Source organism: Bradyrhizobium sacchari (genome assembly GCF_002068095.1).
Taxonomy (GTDB): Bacteria; Pseudomonadota; Alphaproteobacteria; order Rhizobiales; family Xanthobacteraceae; genus Bradyrhizobium; species Bradyrhizobium sacchari.
Genome location: NZ_LWIG01000001.1, coordinates 872,974 through 889,533 on the forward strand (window position 1 = coordinate 872,974; position 16,560 = coordinate 889,533).

Annotated in this window: 14 protein-coding genes and 1 tRNA gene; 7 read left to right on the forward strand and 8 right to left on the reverse strand. The window is 64.3% G+C overall.

Annotated features, from left to right (window positions below; all coding sequences use genetic code 11):
* Both A5906_RS43790 and A5906_RS04045 read left to right on the forward strand, forming a co-directional pair.
* Positions 1-214 (forward strand): cytochrome b/b6 domain-containing protein (locus tag A5906_RS43790; protein WP_347337586.1); only part of this gene is annotated, 214 nt, incomplete at its 5' end.
* A gap of 219 nt (positions 215-433) precedes the next feature.
* On the forward strand, positions 434-2,932 hold the full coding sequence (locus A5906_RS04045; RefSeq protein ID WP_080133905.1) for an EAL domain-containing protein: 2,499 nt from the start codon (positions 434-436) through the stop codon (positions 2,930-2,932).
* Between the two features lie 12 nt (positions 2,933-2,944).
* Here the strand turns inward: A5906_RS04045 and A5906_RS04050 are convergent, their stop codons facing one another.
* Both A5906_RS04050 and trxA read right to left on the reverse strand, forming a co-directional pair.
* Positions 2,945-3,622 carry an LON peptidase substrate-binding domain-containing protein gene (locus A5906_RS04050; protein WP_080133906.1) on the reverse strand — a complete coding sequence of 226 codons (678 nt, stop codon included), beginning with the start codon at positions 3,620-3,622 and terminating at the stop codon, positions 2,945-2,947.
* A 31-nt stretch (positions 3,623-3,653) separates the two neighbouring features.
* Positions 3,654-4,577, reverse strand: coding sequence for a thioredoxin (trxA, locus tag A5906_RS04055; protein WP_080133907.1), 924 nt, complete (start codon positions 4,575-4,577; stop codon positions 3,654-3,656).
* A 274-nt stretch (positions 4,578-4,851) separates the two neighbouring features.
* Between trxA and A5906_RS04060 the strand changes: the two genes are divergently transcribed.
* The 4 genes from A5906_RS04060 to A5906_RS04075 all read left to right on the forward strand — a co-directional run bounded on the left by A5906_RS04060 (position 4,852) and on the right by A5906_RS04075 (position 8,445).
* A tRNA-Gly gene (locus tag A5906_RS04060) sits at positions 4,852-4,926 on the forward strand.
* 88 nt (positions 4,927-5,014) lie between these two features.
* Positions 5,015-6,001 carry an NAD-dependent epimerase/dehydratase family protein gene (locus A5906_RS04065; RefSeq protein WP_080133908.1) on the forward strand — a complete coding sequence of 329 codons (987 nt, stop codon included), beginning with the start codon at positions 5,015-5,017 and terminating at the stop codon, positions 5,999-6,001.
* A 378-nt stretch (positions 6,002-6,379) separates the two neighbouring features.
* Entirely contained in the window at positions 6,380-7,654 is a 1,275-nt protein-coding gene (locus tag A5906_RS04070) for a PQQ-dependent sugar dehydrogenase (RefSeq protein WP_080133909.1), read from the forward strand.
* Positions 7,655-7,851: 197 nt separating this feature from the next.
* Positions 7,852-8,445, forward strand: coding sequence for a c-type cytochrome (locus A5906_RS04075; RefSeq protein WP_080133910.1), 594 nt, complete (start codon positions 7,852-7,854; stop codon positions 8,443-8,445).
* Positions 8,446-8,624: 179 nt separating this feature from the next.
* On the opposite strand, the gene panE is transcribed toward A5906_RS04075, so the two are convergent.
* The 4 genes from panE to A5906_RS04095 form a co-directional block, all read right to left on the reverse strand.
* Positions 8,625-9,548 carry a 2-dehydropantoate 2-reductase gene (panE, locus tag A5906_RS04080; protein WP_080134068.1) on the reverse strand — a complete coding sequence of 308 codons (924 nt, stop codon included), beginning with the start codon at positions 9,546-9,548 and terminating at the stop codon, positions 8,625-8,627.
* Between the two features lie 113 nt (positions 9,549-9,661).
* Positions 9,662-10,270 carry a 2-hydroxychromene-2-carboxylate isomerase gene (locus tag A5906_RS04085; protein ID WP_080133911.1) on the reverse strand — a complete coding sequence of 203 codons (609 nt, stop codon included), beginning with the start codon at positions 10,268-10,270 and terminating at the stop codon, positions 9,662-9,664.
* 90 nt (positions 10,271-10,360) lie between these two features.
* Positions 10,361-11,710 (reverse strand): MATE family efflux transporter, encoded by a 1,350-nt coding sequence (locus A5906_RS04090; protein WP_080133912.1) that lies wholly within the window; start codon positions 11,708-11,710, stop codon positions 10,361-10,363.
* A gap of 87 nt (positions 11,711-11,797) precedes the next feature.
* Positions 11,798-12,394, reverse strand: a complete 597-nt coding sequence (locus tag A5906_RS04095; protein WP_136614927.1) for a DUF2239 family protein — start codon at positions 12,392-12,394, stop codon at positions 11,798-11,800.
* Between the two features lie 154 nt (positions 12,395-12,548).
* Here A5906_RS04095 and A5906_RS04100 point away from each other — a divergent pair, with 154 nt between their 5' ends.
* Positions 12,549-13,214, forward strand: a complete 666-nt coding sequence (locus A5906_RS04100) for a glutathione S-transferase family protein (protein WP_080133914.1) — start codon at positions 12,549-12,551, stop codon at positions 13,212-13,214.
* A 108-nt stretch (positions 13,215-13,322) separates the two neighbouring features.
* Here the strand turns inward: A5906_RS04100 and A5906_RS04105 are convergent, their stop codons facing one another.
* Positions 13,323-14,618: an MFS transporter gene (locus A5906_RS04105; RefSeq protein ID WP_080133915.1), complete on the reverse strand. Its 1,296-nt coding sequence runs from the start codon at positions 14,616-14,618 to the stop codon at positions 13,323-13,325.
* 94 nt (positions 14,619-14,712) lie between these two features.
* Positions 14,713-16,461, reverse strand: a complete 1,749-nt coding sequence (ggt, locus tag A5906_RS04110) for a gamma-glutamyltransferase (protein WP_186465147.1) — start codon at positions 16,459-16,461, stop codon at positions 14,713-14,715.
* Between the last annotated feature and the right edge of the window lie 99 nt (positions 16,462-16,560).

A 16,560-nucleotide genomic window follows, 5' to 3' on the forward strand; every position in this document is an offset into this window, starting at 1 on the left:
GGTTGCCGTTTCGGCGATCACGGGCGCGATGTCGGTGACCGTGACGTTCTTCGGCGTCTGGTGGGTCGAGGACACCCACCATTATTCATCGGACGCGGTCATCGTGCTGGTCGTGCTGCACGTCGTGGGCGTGCTGCTGATGGGACGTCTTCAGCGCGAGAACCTGATCCGCGCGATGATCAGCGGCCGCAAGCGCATCCGGCATCATCCCTAAGCGGAACCGGTAGAGTTCCCGACCAACCATAGCCTCCGCTCGACCGCGTAGTTTCACGGGACGGAACCATCCTAAACCCGCACCACTACCTCAACTGGCGTCATTCGCCGGGAATCATTTACCTCGCGATAGGCATGCAACTGGGCATTGCAGAAAATTAACGCGGACAAAGTCTGATCGGCTCAATCCTCGATAGTATTGACGAGGGAGCGATATTGAATGTTCCGCGTTTTCAACTGCCTCTCGGCGGAGCACGACTGGCGGCTTGTCATGCTGGCCGGCCTGGTTTGCTTCGCTGCAAGCATTGTAGCCGTCAGCATCTTCCATCGGGCAGTCGCCTCGCGAGGCTGGACGCGGTCGCTCTGGATTGCGATTGCCGGCGCGGCCATCGGCTACGGAATTTGGGCAACGCATTTTGTCGCGATGCTCGCCTACGAGCCTGGCGTCCCGACCGGTTATGGCCTCGTCCTGACGGCGCTGTCGCTCGCCGCGGCAATGATTCTCACCTCGGGCGGTTTTGGCGTTGCCGTCAACAATTCCGGCCGGTGGCGCGCAGCCGCCGGTGGCGGCATCATCGGCGCCGGCATTGCAAGCATGCACTATATCGGCATGTGGGCCCTCGAAGTGCCGGGTCGTGTGATTTGGTCGCCGGAGCTGGTGTTCATCTCGATCATCCTCGGCATGGTCCTGGGCTACGTCGCGCTCGCGGTTGCCTTGGGCCGCAAGAACAGATGGGGGACCTTCGCCGCGGCGCTGCTGCTGACGCTCGCCATCGTGTCGCATCATTTCACGGCCATGGGGGCGGTGCAGATCGTTCCAGACCCGACGCTGGCACACGATACGTTGTCGCTTTCGCCGAGCTTCCTTGCCGTCGCAATTGCGGGTGTGGCGCTATCGGTGCTCGGGATGAGCTTCGTCGGCGTGCTCGCGGATCGCCGCCTTGCGACCAGAACCAGCAGGTTCGAGCAAATCATCAGCGAACTTTCGCTCGCCAGGCAGCAGGTGGAAGATTCGCAAAGGGAAATCCAGGAGCAGAAACTCAGGCTGGACACGGCCATCAACAACATGGTCGAGGCGCTCTGCATGTTCGATGCGGAGAAGCGGCTCGTCGTCAGCAACGAGCGCTATGCCCTGCTCTATCGGTTGCCGCCGGAACTGCTGAGAACAGGGACCCCTCACGCCGACATCATCAGGCATCGCGTCATGACCGGTATCCTCAAGAGCGACAGCAGCGAGGGCGCTGCCGAGAAATTCATCTCGAAACTGGCGGCCTTGCCGTTCGATGCCGTCTCGAGCAGGATCGACGAGTTTGCCGATGGCCGGCTGATCTGCGTGACGCGACAGCCAATGGCCGGTGGCGGATGGGTGGCCACGCATCTCGATGTCACCGAGCAGCGCCGGTCCGAGGCCAAGATCACCCATATGGCGCAGCACGACGCGCTGACCGATCTGCCAAATCGCGTGCTGCTCAGGGAGCGGATGGAGCATGCGATCGCGGTGACGCGCAACGGCGGCGTCGATCTCGCAGTGCTCATGCTCGATCTCGATCGCTTCAAGGAGGTCAACGACACGCTCGGCCATCCGGCCGGCGACTCCCTGCTGCGCGCCGTCTCCGCGCGTCTGCGCGAATGCGTCACGGACACCGCATTGATCGCGCGATTGGGCGGGGACGAGTTCGCCGTGATCGATTACGTGACCAATCCGGCCGTCGAGGCCGCCGCCCTTGCCGAGAACATCAGAAAGGCGCTTTGCGAACCCTTCGATCTCGGCGATCACCGCGTCACGGTGGGCACCAGCATCGGCATTGCCATCGCGCCGCGCGACGGCAACGATTCCGACGTGATCATGAAGAGCGCGGATCTTGCCCTCTATTCGGCCAAGAGCGGTGGACGTGGTGCATTCCGCTTCTTCGAACCGGAGCTCGACGAGCTCATGCATGCGCGGCGCAATCTGGAGCGCGACATGCGGGATGCGCTCTCGGAGCGTCAATTCGAGCTTCACTACCAGCCGTTCGTCAACGCCGCGACCGGCGAGACCCGTGGCTTCGAGGCCTTGCTGCGCTGGCGTCACCCGCAGCGAGGACTGGTCCTGCCGGGCGAATTCATCCCGCTTGCGGAGGAAACCGGCTTGATCGTGCCGCTGGGCGAATGGGTCTTGAGGACCGCCTGCGCGGAAGCTGCCAAATGGCCTCAAGAGGTCGGTATCGCAATCAACCTGTCTCCCGCGCAATTCAGGAGCAAGGAGCTCGCTCCGGTCATCGTCGGCGCGCTGGCGAGTTCTGGAATAGCGCCGCACAGGCTCGAGCTCGAAGTCACCGAGACGGTGATCATGCATGACAGCGAAGCCGTTTTTGCCGTGCTCGCCCAGCTGCGCGAGCTCGGGGTGCGGATCGCCCTGGATGATTTCGGCACCGGCTATTCGTCGCTGAGCTTTCTGCAGAGATTCCCGTTCGACAAGGTCAAGATCGACCGCAGTTTCGTCGATGAACTGTCCAGCACGCGGGCCGAAGCGCGCCATCTCGCACGAGCCGTGGTTCGTTTCGCAGTCAGCCTCGGCAAGACGACGACCGCCGAAGGCGTCGAAACGGAGGAGCAGCTCGACATCCTCCGTGAGGAGGGCTGCATGGAAACGCAGGGGTACTATTTCAGCCGGCCGATGCCTGCATCCGACGTCGCCCGGATGCTGCGGCGCGACGGAGCGGCCATCCGCGCCGCGTGAGCTTTCAGACCCTCACTGCAGCGGCGGATCGCCGCTGGTGCGCTTCTTGGCGAGGTCCATCTCGGTGACCGCGATCAGGATCTCGGCCCGGGTCTTCAGGTCCGGCGCCTCCAGCATGGCCTGCTTTTCGGCGGGGCCGTAGGGCGACATCATCGCCAGCGCGTTGACCAGCGCCTCGTTGGGCGCGCTCTCGACGCCCTCCCAGTCGACCTTGAGATTGTTGGCCTTCAGGAAGTCGGCGAGCACCGCCAGCAGCGCCTCGCGGTCGACCTGGTCCTCGCCCATGCGGGCGGTGAAGTCGTCGACGAAGGCGAAGAAATCCACCTTGCACTGCCGGTAGGCGGTGAGCACCTCGAGCTCCTCGACCACCTTGAAGCGCGCAACGCCCGTGAGCTCGAGGATATAGCGGCCGTCGCCGGATTCGGCGAGCTGGGTGATGCGGCCGACGCAGCCGACCCGGAACAGCGCCGGCTTGTCAGAATTCTTCGGCGAGTGCGCCACGTCGGGCTGGATCATGCCGATCAGGCGATGGCCGTCGCGGAGGGAGTCGTCGACCATCGCAAGATAGCGCGGCTCGAAGATGTTGAGCGGCATCTGGCCGCGCGGCAGCAAGAGCGCGCCCGGCAGCGGAAACACCGGAATGATTTCCGGAAGATCGGCGGGCCCGCGATATTCGATGTTGATCGGCATCTGGTCCCCGCTGACGCTTATACGCTTTCCCTTACGAAAACAGGATCGTCGACAGGCGCTTGCGGCCTTCGACCGTTGCATCGTCCGTGCCGCCCCAGGCTTCGAAGAACTGCACGAGCTGCTTGCGGGCGCCGTCGTCGTTCCACTTGCGGTCGCGCTTGATGATCGCGAGCAGCTGCTCGGTGGCCGCCGCCCGGTTGCCCTGCGCGTTGAGCGCGGTCGCGAGGTCGAAGCGGGCCTGATGATCGAGCGGGTTTGCGGCGACTTTCTGTTCCAGCTCGGCCACGGGCCCGAGCTGCTCCGCCTGCTCGGCGAGATCGATCGTGGTCTGCACGGCTTTCACCGCGGGATCGTTGCGCTTGGATTCCGGCACCATGGCCAGCGTCTGCTTGGCCTGCTCCATCGCGCCCGAGACGGCGTAGCACTTGGCAAGGCCGGCCAGGGCCGCGATGTTGGTCGAATCATGCTGCAGCGCCTCGGCATAGATCTGCGCGGCGGCCGCGGCATCCCCCTCGGCGAGCACGGCGTCGGCTTCCTGCACGATCTCGGCGACATTGACCTCGCCCGGGGCGGTGACGCCCTTGGTCAGCTTTTCGATGAAGGCGTTGAGCTGACTCTCCGGCACCGCGCCCATGAAGCCGTCGGCCGGCTGGCCGTTGACGAAGGCGATCACTGCCGGGATCGACTGGATGCCCATCTGGCCCGGGATCGCCGGATGCTGGTCGATGTTCATCTTGACCAGCTTGACCTTGCCCTTGGCGGCCTTGACCGCCTTTTCCAGGATGGGGGTGAGCTGCTTGCAGGGGCCGCACCACTCCGCCCAGAAGTCGATCAGCACCGGCTGGCGCTTCGATTCCTCGATGACGTCCTTCATGAAGCTCTGGGTGGTGGTGTCCTTGATCAGATCGGCCGCAGCCGGGTTGGCGGCTCCGTTACCCTGGTCGATGATCGTCACGGGATCCCCTCGTCTGATGTCTGGAATGGCGGCTCTTTAGCACGTCGCCAATGCCTGTGCTTGTTGTCGGCTCCTAAATTGGGCCGAAAGGGCCGAATTTCAATCCATCAAGGCCGATTCGGTGGTTCCGGGCCATTTTCCGGCGATTCTGTCGCATTAAGGGTCGATTTAGGGCCCGCAATTGCGAATCTATGCTGCCGGTAGCTGTTGCATTCCCCTCCCGCTTTTGGCATACGACAGCCGTTGCCGGCGCGTCACGCGACCGACACAGGATGCGGGTGTAGCTCAGTGGTAGAGCACGACCTTGCCAAGGTCGGGGTCGAGGGTTCGAGCCCCTTCGCCCGCTCCAATTTTTTCCCAGAGCATCCAGCTAAACCAGACCGGGCCGTGGTCTTCCACGCCGCTGGCGGCTGTCTTGGGGCTATCTTGGGGTTGCAATGACAATTCTGGTTACGGGCAGCGCAGGGCATCTCGGGGAGGCCCTTTTGCGGACACTTCGGGCACGCGGTTCGTTTGCGCGTGGAATCGATCTGAAGGCATCGCCCTTCACCGAGGCCGTCGGCTCCATCGTCGATCCAGCGTTCGTGCGCGAACAGATGCACGGCGTCTCCGCCGTCATCCACACCGCGACGTTGCACAAGCCACACGTGGCGACCCATTCCAGGCAGGACTTCGTCGACACCAACGTCACCGGCACGCTCAATCTGCTCGAGGCGGCTGCGGCCGCCGGCGTGAAGAGCTTCGTCTTCACCAGCACCACCAGCGCGTTCGGCTCGCAACTGCGGCCGGACGCGGGACAGGCGGCGGTGTGGGTCACCGAGGATCTGCCGCCGGTGCCGAAGAACATCTACGGCACCACCAAGCTGATGGCGGAGACGCTGTGCGAGCTGTTCTTTCGCGAGCGCAGGCTTCCGATGGTGGTCTTGCGGACCTCGCGCTTCTTTCCGGAGGAGGATGACGATCCATTGATGCGGTCGGCCTACCCGCTGGACAACGCGCAAGCCAACGAGCTGCTCTATCGCCGGCTGGATATAGCGGACGCGGTGAGCGCCCATCTGCTCGCCGTCGAGCGTGCGCCAAAAATCGGTTTCGCCCGCTACATCGTTTCGGCCACGAGCCCGTTCGAGCCGCATCATCTCGCGGCGCTGGCGGATGACGCCGCAAGTGTCGTGCGCGCGCTCTATCCGGATTGCGCGCAGCTCTACGCGGCGCGCGGCTGGCGTCTGTTTCCGCAGATCGACCGCGTCTATGTCAACGCGCGCGCCCGGCGCGAGCTGGGCTGGCGGCCCGAATTCGACTTCGCGCATGTGCTGCGGAGCCTTCGTACGGACCATGATTTTCGCAGCGCGCTTTCCCGCGAGGTCGGGTCGAAAGGCTATCATGATGCGGTGTTTGAGGACGGGCCCTACCCCGTCGCCTCCTGATCACCGTTTTTGCAGTTTTGCACGACGCGCCAGACGCCTGCGCGGTGTCACCGGCCGCGATGCAGCCACAGCCGTTCTACGGTGCATGGGGTTGTTTTCGCATTTTTTATGTGGGCCCTTCCCGCTGCCTGCAAATTGAGCCGCGCGCCATCTGGATTCCGCGTTGCAGCGAGATCATTGCGGCTGCCGTGCCGGCATCCAGAGTAATCCGTCTCAACTTTTATTGAGCGCAAGCGCAGCGCATGCGATGCGCTTCTCACCGCTCGCAGATGTGCTAACCTTTTTGCGTTGGCCTCGTCGGCCGACTCCAACTTCGCCTCTCGACTAGCAAAACAAAATAAATCGCAGCCCTGACGGCTGCCTTAGGGGAGTGACGCGATGACATCGATGTTCCATCGATCCGTGTTGGCGCTTGCGGCCGTGGCCCTTCTTGCCGGGACCAGCGTTGTCAATGCGCAGCAGCAGGACCAAAACCGGGCACTGAAGAAATACGAATCCGGCACCAAGGAATTCTGGACCCATCCGCCGGATGACTGGTTCCTCGGCGACGAGACCGAGGCGCAGAAGGGCCTTGCGCCGCCGTCGGGACCGCCGACCGGCGCTTCGGAGGCCGAGCTCGCGGCGATGATGAAGAAGATCAAGCTGCCGCCAGGCTTCAAGATCGAGGTCTATGCGCCCGGCGTCCTTGCCGCGCGGCAGATGGCCTGGGGTGACAAGGGCACGCTGTTCGTCGGTTCGTTCGGCCTCGGCAACGTCTATGCCATCAAGGACAACAACGGAAAGAAGGAGGTCAAGACCATCCTCAAGGGGCTGAACATGCCCACCGGTCTCGCCTTCAAGGACGGCGCGCTCTACGTCATCGCGGTCGACAAGCTGATCCGCTACGACGACGCCGAGGCCAATCTCGACAAGCTCGGCGACGGCAAGGTCGTCTATGACGACATGCCGTCCTATGCCGCGCATGGCTGGAAGTACATCGCGGTCGACAAGGAGGGCTGGTTCTTCCTGCCGTTCGGGCCGCCCTTCAATGTCGGCATTCCCCCGACCAGCGTCTCGCAGATCCGCCGCGTCGATCCCAAGACCGGCAACGCCGAAATCTGGGCACTCGGCGTCCGCAACTCGGTCGGCGGCGATGTCGATCCGCGCACCGGCAAATTCTGGTTCACCGAGAATGCACGCGACTGGGTCAGCGACGATCTGCCCTCCGACAAGCTGAACATGATCAACAAGATCGGCGAGCACTTTGGCTATCCCTATTGCCACCAGGGCGACCTGCCGGATCCGAAGTTCGCGATGGGCCACAAGTGCTCCGAGTTCACGCCGCCGGTGCTGAATCTCGGCGCCCACGTCGCTCCGCTCGGCATGAAGTTCTACACCGGCGACCAGTTCCCCGCCGAATACAAGAACAACATCCTGATCGCCGAGCACGGCTCCTGGAACAGGCACAAGTACCAGGGCGCCCGCATCATGCGTGTGATCGTCGGGCCCGACGGCAAGAACGCCAAGCAGGAGGTGTTCGCCTCCGGCTGGATCGAGGGTGACCAAGGCTATCTCGGCCGTCCCAACGACATCATCCTCGCCAAGGACGGCTCGATCCTCGTCGCCGACGATTGGGCCGGCGCGATCTATCGCATCAGCTACAGCAAGAAGTAGCGCGACGTAACGAAGGGGCTGCGACCGCGCGATGGCCGCGGCCTCATTCATTTCAACGTCCCACGCCCTCGTTCCGGATTACGCGCTACTTGCGCGCAGGTCCGGAACCCATAACCCCGATTGGTGGTTATGGACTCCGGGCTCGCGCCGAGCGGTGCGCCCCCGAATGACGAACACGACAGATCGGAATTCCCATCATGCGCCGGAAGTTCACCTCGCACGCAATCGGCGCGATTGCGCTCCTGACGCTCGGCGCCCTTCCAGTCAGCGCCGCCGACGATTCCGCGATCAAGGAGAAGGCATCCGTCTGTGCCGGCTGTCACGGCGAGAACGGCATTTCGCAGACGGAGAACATCCCCTCGCTGGCCGGCCAGCCCGATCAGTTCATCCAGTGGCAGCTCGTCTTCTTCCGCGCCGGTTCGCGCAAGAACGACCAGATGCAGCCGATCGCCGAGGAGATCACCAACGAGGACATCCGCAATTTCGGCGCCTATTTTTCGCAAATGACGCCGGCGAAGGCCGCGCACGACAACGATCCGGACCTGTCGAAGAAAGGCGCGCAGGTTGCCGTCGGCCTCCGCTGTGCCTCATGCCATACCGACAGCTTTGCCGGCACCAAGGCGGTGGCGCGGCTCGCAGGGCAGCGCGAGGAATATCTCGTCAAGGCGCTGCATGATTACAAGGCGGGCGCGCGCGTCGGCGGCGGTGTCGCCGCGATGGCCGATGTCGCCTATCACATGAGTGACGAGGAGATCACGGCAGTCTCGCATTATCTGGCGAACTTCAAATAACGGAAAGCGGCAAACTCCGCCGTCGTCCCGGCGAAGGCCGGGACCCATCACCGAAGACGTGATTACGGGGCTCGAAGTGACGTCGTCGCACGCCATGTCCTTCTTGTGGCTTTGGGTCCGGGATTTGCGCGCGCTTTGGGCGCGCTTGTCCGGGACGACAGCGGTGTGCGGAGCGCGAGCTACCCCGCCCGCTGCCTCTCATACGCCTTCAAATGCGTATACGCGATGCGCAGCTTCGGCACCGGCACCTTCGCCGCATCGGCGCGAGTGATGAGATCGCCGATGACGTGGTCGGCTTCGACCGGCAGGCCTGCCTTGATGTCGCGGAACATCGACGCGGTCATCGGCGATCCCTCGGTGGTGAGATTGCCTTTGACGCGCTCGAAGAACGGGCCGCCCGGTGGATAGCCGGACGCCGTGGCGATGGCGCTGGTCTCATCCAGCATGCCGAGCAGGAAGTCGCGGCCGCCGGGGGCGGCGAGGATGTTGCCGACGGAGGTGCGCATCAGGCTGGTGCTTGCGGCGAGCGAGGAGAGGAACACCCACTTCTCCCACATGTCCTGCATGATGTTCTGGCTGGCGGTAGCGCCATTGATGCCGCTTCTGAAGGCCTCGTCGATCGCCTTGACGCGCTCCGACGGCTTGCCGTCGCGTTCGCCGTAATTGAGCGACTGCATCGGCTGGAGCTGCACCACCTCGCGCTTCTCGTTCAGCGTCGCGGCGATGGCGCAGAGGCCGCCGAGGACGCGGTCCTTGCCGAATTTGGCATCGAGGATGTCGAGATGCTTCATGCCGTTGAGCATCGGAATGATCGACGTATCAGGGCCGACGGCCGGGGCGAACGACTTGATGGCGTCGTCGAGGTCGAACGCCTTGCAGCTGAGCAGCACAACGTCGAACTTGTCCTTGAGCGCGTCGGCCTGCACGGTCGGCGGATTTTTCAGGGTCACGTCGCCATTCGGGCTCTTGATGACGAGGCCAGCGCTGGCGAGCTCGCCGGCGCGGCGCGGCCGGACCAGGAAGGTGACGTCGCGGCCGGCCTGCAACAGCCTGCCACCAAAATAGCCGCCGATGGCGCCGGCGCCGACCACGAGAATACGCATGGGATATTCCTTTTTGTTGCTATTGGCGGTCCATCTATAGTCGTCATTGCGAGCGAAGCGAAGCAATCCAGAATGGCGCCGCGATCACATTCTGTCGCCGGAGAATGAAGGGACTACGTCCCCAGCACCATCTCCTCGACCTCGCGCAACTGCTCCTTGCCAAAAAACATCTCGTTGCCGACGAAGAAGGTCGGCGAGCCGAAAGCGCCTCGCGCGACCGCCTCCTCGGTGTTCTTGATCAGCTTGGCCTTGACCTCCGGTTCCTGCGCGCGGGCAAACAGTTTTTGCGCGTCGAGTCCGGAGGATGCCAGCGCCTTTGCCGCGACCTCAAGATCGTCCATCTTCTTCGGCTCGCGCCACATGTGATGGAAGGCGGCGTCCACATATTTCTCGAACACGCCTTCGATCTGCGCCGCGATCGCGGTGCGCATCAGGTTCAGCGTGTTGACCGGGAAGAAGGGGTTCATGACGTAAGGCTGGACCTTGAAGCGCTTGCTGAAGCGCTCGGTCTCGACCTGCTGGAATTCGCGCTTGTTCTTGATGCCGGCGAGCGTCTCGGCCGGCGACTTGTTGTTGGTCGACTTGAAGATGCCGCCGAGCAGGATCGGCACATAGTCGAATTTGACGCCGATGCGCTGCTCGATCGCCGGGATCGCCAGATGGCTGAGATAGGCATTGGGGCTGCCGAAATCGAACAGGAACTGCGGAGCTGTGCGGGTCAAATTCTCATCTCCCTGATCTCGCTTTCCTCCATTGTGGCGCAGGGCGCGCCGCGGGTCTACCGTTTAATGATGGTCATAATACTTTGAGGGTCAGATCAGGCGCCGGATCGCGCCCTTGCGCCACACCAGGAGGTAATAGCCCATCTGCAAAACAAACATGGCGCAGAACACGATGGGATAGGCGGCCCATACGCCCGCGAGGCCAACGGTGCGGCTGAGAATGACCGCAGCCGGCAGCTCGATTGCGACAATGGCGAAGATCGACAGCAGCATCGGCGTGACGGCGACACCGGCCGCGCGCATTACGCCTGAAAACACCGTGGCGAGGCCGAACGGCACCGAGCTCCACAAGGCGATGTCGAGCATTCCCTTTGCCAGATCAAGCACGGCGCCGTCGGTGATGAAGATGCCGAGCACGGCGCGCGGCGCGAGATAGATCAGCGCCACCAGCCCGCCGGTCAGGACGATGTTGAACGCAAGACCGGTCCGCACGATGCCGTCGAGCCGGGCCCTGTCGCCGCCGCCGACGGCCTGGGCGCCGAGAATCGAGACCGCGATCGAAATCGAGATCGCGGTGAACTGCGTATAGCCCATCACCTGGTTGACGGCACCGTAGGCCGCGGTGGCGTTCGAGCCAAAATCGTTGACGAGACCGAGCAGCACCAGCTCGGCGATCGCCATCACCACCATGCCGATCGCGCTCGGCAGGCCAACGCCGAGAATTTTGCCGAGCACGGCACTGTTGAGGCGGAGGTGACGCAGCAATGCAGCGTCCGGTGCGAGCGCATGTTTCTTCCGCAGCAAATAGGCGGCGAGCACGACCAGCGTCAGCGCGTTGGCGATCGCCGCTGCCCATGCCGGGCTGGTGATACCGGGGGCGGGCAATCCAAACGTGCCGCGGATCAGAATCGGCGTCAGGATCAGGCCGATCGCCGTCGACAAGGCCAGCGCCAACAATGGTGTGAGTGCGTCACCGACGCCGCGGATCATCGCCGTCGTCAGCAGGAAGACGAAGCCGAGCGGCATCGTGAGCAGCATGATGCGCGCATAGCGACTGGCCTCGTCCAGAATGTTCGCGGGCGTCGCGAGTAGCACCATCAACGGCCGGCTGAAAAGTCCGCCGACGAGTGCAATCGCAATCGCGAGCAGCAGGCCGACAGCAAGCGTCGTTCCCACCACGCTTCTGATCCTGTTTTGCTCGCCCGCGCCAAACGCTTGCCCGATCAGCACGGTGGCTCCGGTGCTCAGGCCCATCACGAAGGCGAACAGGAAGAACATCACCGGGAAGAACGCCGACACGGCAGCGAGCGCGTCAACGCCGATCATCTGGCCGAGATAGATATTGCTGACGGTACCGAACAGCGATTGCAGCGCGTTGCCGAGCATGAGTGGTGCGAGGAAGCGGAGGAACGTAGTCCAGAGCGGCTTTGGGGCGGACATAAGATTGGCCTTTCATCAGGGCCTGCGAAGCCGTTGCCGCGCCAGGCACGCGGCTTGGGCCGTCGATGGGTTGAGAGAGAACGCGCTTTAAGCGCGGTCGCTGTAGGCGAGCTTGACGATGTGGTCGCGGATGTCAGTCGGCCAGTCTGCGATCAGTCCGGTGAAGCGTCGCCTGTCGTCGGCAAACAGCGCGCGCGAGGCCTCCTCGAATTGCGGCAGATTGCCCGCCATGGTCGACATGAAGTGATATGCCGCATCGCGCGCCTGCCGCTCGCGGTCCTTGTCGCCGCTGGCGCGCCGGGCTTCGTCGACCAGCTTTCGCAGAGCGACCGAGGCGCCGCCGGGTTGAGCGTTGAGCCACTCCCAGTGCCGCGGCAGCAGCGTCACCTCGCGCGCGACCACGCCAAGTTTTGGCCGGCCGCGGCCGCGCGGCTCGGCCGGTTCTGCACTCTCCTCGACCGGGGGCGGGACAAGCTTCGCCAGCCGTGCCAGCACCTCGCGATCCCCGCCGCGCAGATCGAAGTCGATCGATCGGCCCGTCGCGTCCTCGAAGATGACGATGGGCTCGTCCGGCCGCGGCGCCACCCGCTTGACCACCAGCGCGACCTCGCCGGCCGGCCCGGACACAAGCCGGCGCAAGCCCTGAAAGGCGGTGAAAATCTTCTGCATTGGAATCATTGCCATTTTTGACCGTGTTGGCGGGTTTAATACCCGGGTGAATTGACGACGTCAATATACCCGGGTGAAAATATCTGCATCCGGCGGCTCGACAATGCGTTTCCGGGCTGGCACGAACGGCGCGGCCGTTTCGACCATGCCAAGCCCCGGGGACCCCACGATGCTGACTGTTCACCACCTCAACAATTCGCGCTCACAGCGCGTGCTGTGGCTGCTGGAAGAGTTGGGCGTGCCCTACGAGATCGTGCGCTATCAGCGCCAGCCGGACATGCGGGCGCCGAAGGAGCTGCGCGCCATCCACCCGCTCGGCAAGTCGCCGGTCATCACCGACAACGGCAACACCATCGCGGAGTCGGGTGCGATCATCGAATACCTCATCGCCACCTACGGCAACGGCCGGCTGATCCCGCCGCCGAACACGCCGGAGCGGCTGCGCTTCACCTATTGGCTGCACTATGCGGAAGGATCGGCGATGCAGCCGCTGCTGCTGAAGCTGCTGTTCACGCTGATGCCGAAGCGCGCGCCGGCGCTGCTGCGTCCGCTGGTGCGCAAGGTCTCGAACCAGGCCCTCACCGCGCTGGTCAATCCGCAGCTCAAGCAGCACATGGACTATTGGGAGGGCGAGCTTGCGAAGAGCGAGTGGTTCGCCGGCAGCGAGTTCACCGCCGCCGACATCCAGATGAGCTTCCCGCTGGAAGCCGCACAGGCGCGCGGCGGGCTCGAGCAGGGCCATCCCAAGGCGATGGCGTTCCTGGAGCGCATCCACGCGCGGCCGGCCTATGCCCGCGCGCTGGAAAAGGGCGGGCCCTACCAGGTGGGAAGGTAGCTACTAGCACCGTCATTCCGGGATGGTCCGAAGGACCAGACCCGGAATCGCGCGCCACGATATCGAGATCCCGGGTTCGGCTAGCCGCCCCGGGATGACGCCGAGTAGTCAATCCGCGTGCAATACGCGTCCGCGCGTCTCCGGCAGCGCAAAGGCGGCGATGAAGAACACCGCATAGGCCACGACCGCGAAGATCGCGATCGCGTTCGCGAGCGACGTCGATGCCGACAGGGCACCGACGAGGAACGGAAACAGCGCGCCGATGCCGCGGCCGAAATTGTAGCAGAAGCCCTGGCCCGAGCCGCGCAGCCGTGTCGGATAGAGTTCTGTGAGGAACGCGCCAATTCCGGAGAAATAGCCCGAAGCGAAGAAGCCGAGCGGGAAACCGAGCAGCCACAGGATCTCATTCGTCAGCGGCAGCTGCGTGTAGAGCAGCACCACGGCCATGGCGCCGATCGAGAAGATCAGGAACAGATTGCGCCGTCCGATCCGGTCGGCGAGCCAGGCGCCGGTTAGATAGCCGATGAAGGAGCCGATGATCAGCGTCGAGAGATAGCCGGTCGAGCCGACGATCGACAGATGCCGTTCCTTGGTCAGGAATTGCGGCACCCAGAAAGTGATGGCGTAGTAGCCGCCCTGGCAGCCCGTCGCCATCAGCGACGCAAGCACCGTGGTCTTCAGGATCGGGCCGGAGAAGATTTCCCAGAGCGCGGGGCGATCGCCGCTTGCAGCCTGCTTCGCGCGCGCCTCGGCCGCGATCTCCGGCTCGGTGACGGAGCGGCGGATATAGAACACCAGCAGCGCCGGCAGTGCGCCAATCACGAACATCCAGCGCCATGCGGTTTCCGCCGGCATCAGCGAAAACAGGATCGCCTGCGACAGTACGGCGAGGCCCCAGCCGACTGCCCAGCCCGACTGCACCGAGCCGACCGCGCGCCCGCGATATTGCGGCCGGATCGCCTCGCCCATCAGCACGGCGCCCGCCGCCCATTCGCCGCCGAAGCCGAGCCCGAGCACGGCGCGCGCGATCAGCAGCTGGTCGAAATTCTGCACCACGGCGCAGACCAGTGAGAAGAACGAGAACCAGATGATGGTGATCTGCAGCGTCCTGACCCGGCCGATATGATCGGAGAGATAGCCACCGAGCCAGCCGCCGATTGCGGAGGCCAGCAGCGTCACGGTGCCGGCGAGGCCGGCCGAGGCCGCATCGACTTTCCACAGCGCGATGATGGTGCCGATCACCAGCGGGTAGATCATGAAATCCATGCCGTCGAGCGCCCAGCCTGCGGCGCAGGCCCAGAACGTCCGCCGCTCCGACGTGTTCATGTCGCGGTAGAAGGCGAGAAGGCTGGTGTCCTCGATCTCGGCGCGTTCGATGCGCTGGTTCGGATCGGTGGTGGTCATGTGCGTTCCCCGGCAGTTTGTTGTCGCCGCGGTGGTAGCACGCGCGCCGGCCGGCGCAAGCCGGTGCGCGCGCCCTTGCCATGCAGTGACGCGCTTATTGTCCCGCGGCCTCCGCGCCGCGCGTGCGCGGATCGGGCGCGCCGAGGGGACCATTCGGCGTCACGAGAATCGAATTGGCCGACGTCTGCCCCATCGGCTCGACGATGACATGGTCCATGGCCTTCAGCTCGGACAGGACCTGCTCGGGAAAGCCGCGCTCGACGCGCACCTCGTCCGGCAGCCATTGATGATGCAGCCGTGGCGCCGCCACGGCGGTCGCGACGTCCATCCTGTAGTCGAGCACGTTGACGACCACCTGGAGCACCGTGGAGATGATCCGGCTGCCGCCGGGCGACCCCGTGACCAGCACGGGCTTGCCGTTCCTGAGCACGATGGTCGGCGACATCGAGGACAGCGGCCGCTTGCCGGGCCCCGGTAGATTGGCCTCATAGCCGACCAGGCCGTAGGCGTTGGAGGCGCCGACCGCAGCGGTGAAGTCGTCGAGCTCGTTGTTGAGCAGCACGCCGGTGCCGTCGGCGACGAGGCCGACGCCGTAGCTGAAGTTCAGCGTATAGGTATTGCTGACAGCGTTGCCGCTGCTGTCGACGACGGAGAAATGCGTGGTGTTGGTGCCCTCGCGCGGCGCGGGAGGGGCGGACACGATCTGTCTCGACGGCGTGGCGCGATCGGTGGAGATGCCTGCGCGCAGCTTGGCGGCATAGTCCTTTGACGTAAGCGTCTCGATCGGCGCGTTGACGAAGGCGGGATCGCCGAGATAGCGCGCGCGATCCGCATAGGCGCGCTTCATGGCCTCGATGAGGAGATGCAGTGAGGCCGGCGATCCCTGCTTCAGGTCGCGGAGCTGAAAGCCTTCGAGGATATTGAGGGTCTCGACCAGGACGACGCCGCCAGAGGATGGCAGCGGCATCGAGACGATGTCATAGCCGCGATAGGTGCCGCGCACCGGCGCGCGGATCACCGCCTCGTAGGATTTCAGGTCCGCGGGCGTCATGATGCCGCCGGCATCGGCGACGGCCTTGGCGAGCTTCTCCGCGACCGGCCCCTCATAGAAGCCGCGCGCACCTTGCGCAGCAACAGCCGACAGCGTTTCGGCGAGATCGCTCTGCACCAGCCGATCGCCTTCACCGAGCGGTGTGCCATCGGGGCGCGAGAAGATTTTGGCCGAAGAAGGCCAGCGTGCGAGTCGCCGGTGCCAGCCGGGCAATGTGTCGGCCATGTCGTCGCCAAGTAAAAAGCCGTCGCTGGCCAGCGCGATCGCCGGCTCGAGCAGCTGCGCCAGCGTGAAGCGGCCCGAGCCGTACTTCTCCAGCGCCAAGGCAAGGCCCGCAACGGTGCCGGGCACGCCGACCCCGAGCGCGGAATCGCGCGACTTCGCCGGATCGGGCTTGCCGTCGGGACTGAGGAAGATCTGCGGCGTGGTCGCTGCCGGCGCGGTCTCGCGATAGTCGATCGCGATGTCCTCGTTGCGCTCGGCGGAATGGATCACCATGAAGCCGCCGCCGCCAATATTGCCGGCGCGCGGATAGGTCACGGCCATCGCAAAGCCGGTTGCGACCGCGGCATCGACCGCATTGCCGCCGCGTCGCAGGATATCGGCGCCGACCTGCGCGGAGATCTTCTCCTGCGCCACCACCATGCCGTGCTCGGCGGCAACGGAATGCACCAAGTCGAGCGGCGGCGGAACATAGGCCCGCCGGGCATCCTGCGCGGTCGCGGGCGCAAGTCCAAATGCCAGAGTGGCGATGACGGCGAAAAATGTCCGCCGGGTCCAATATGACGACATTATCAAATTTCCGCCGCGGCCTCGGGCCGGTTCACACGCCTCTCCTTAATGCTATACCGTCTGCGCCAAGTGGGACAAAACTGTTCGTGATGAGGACTT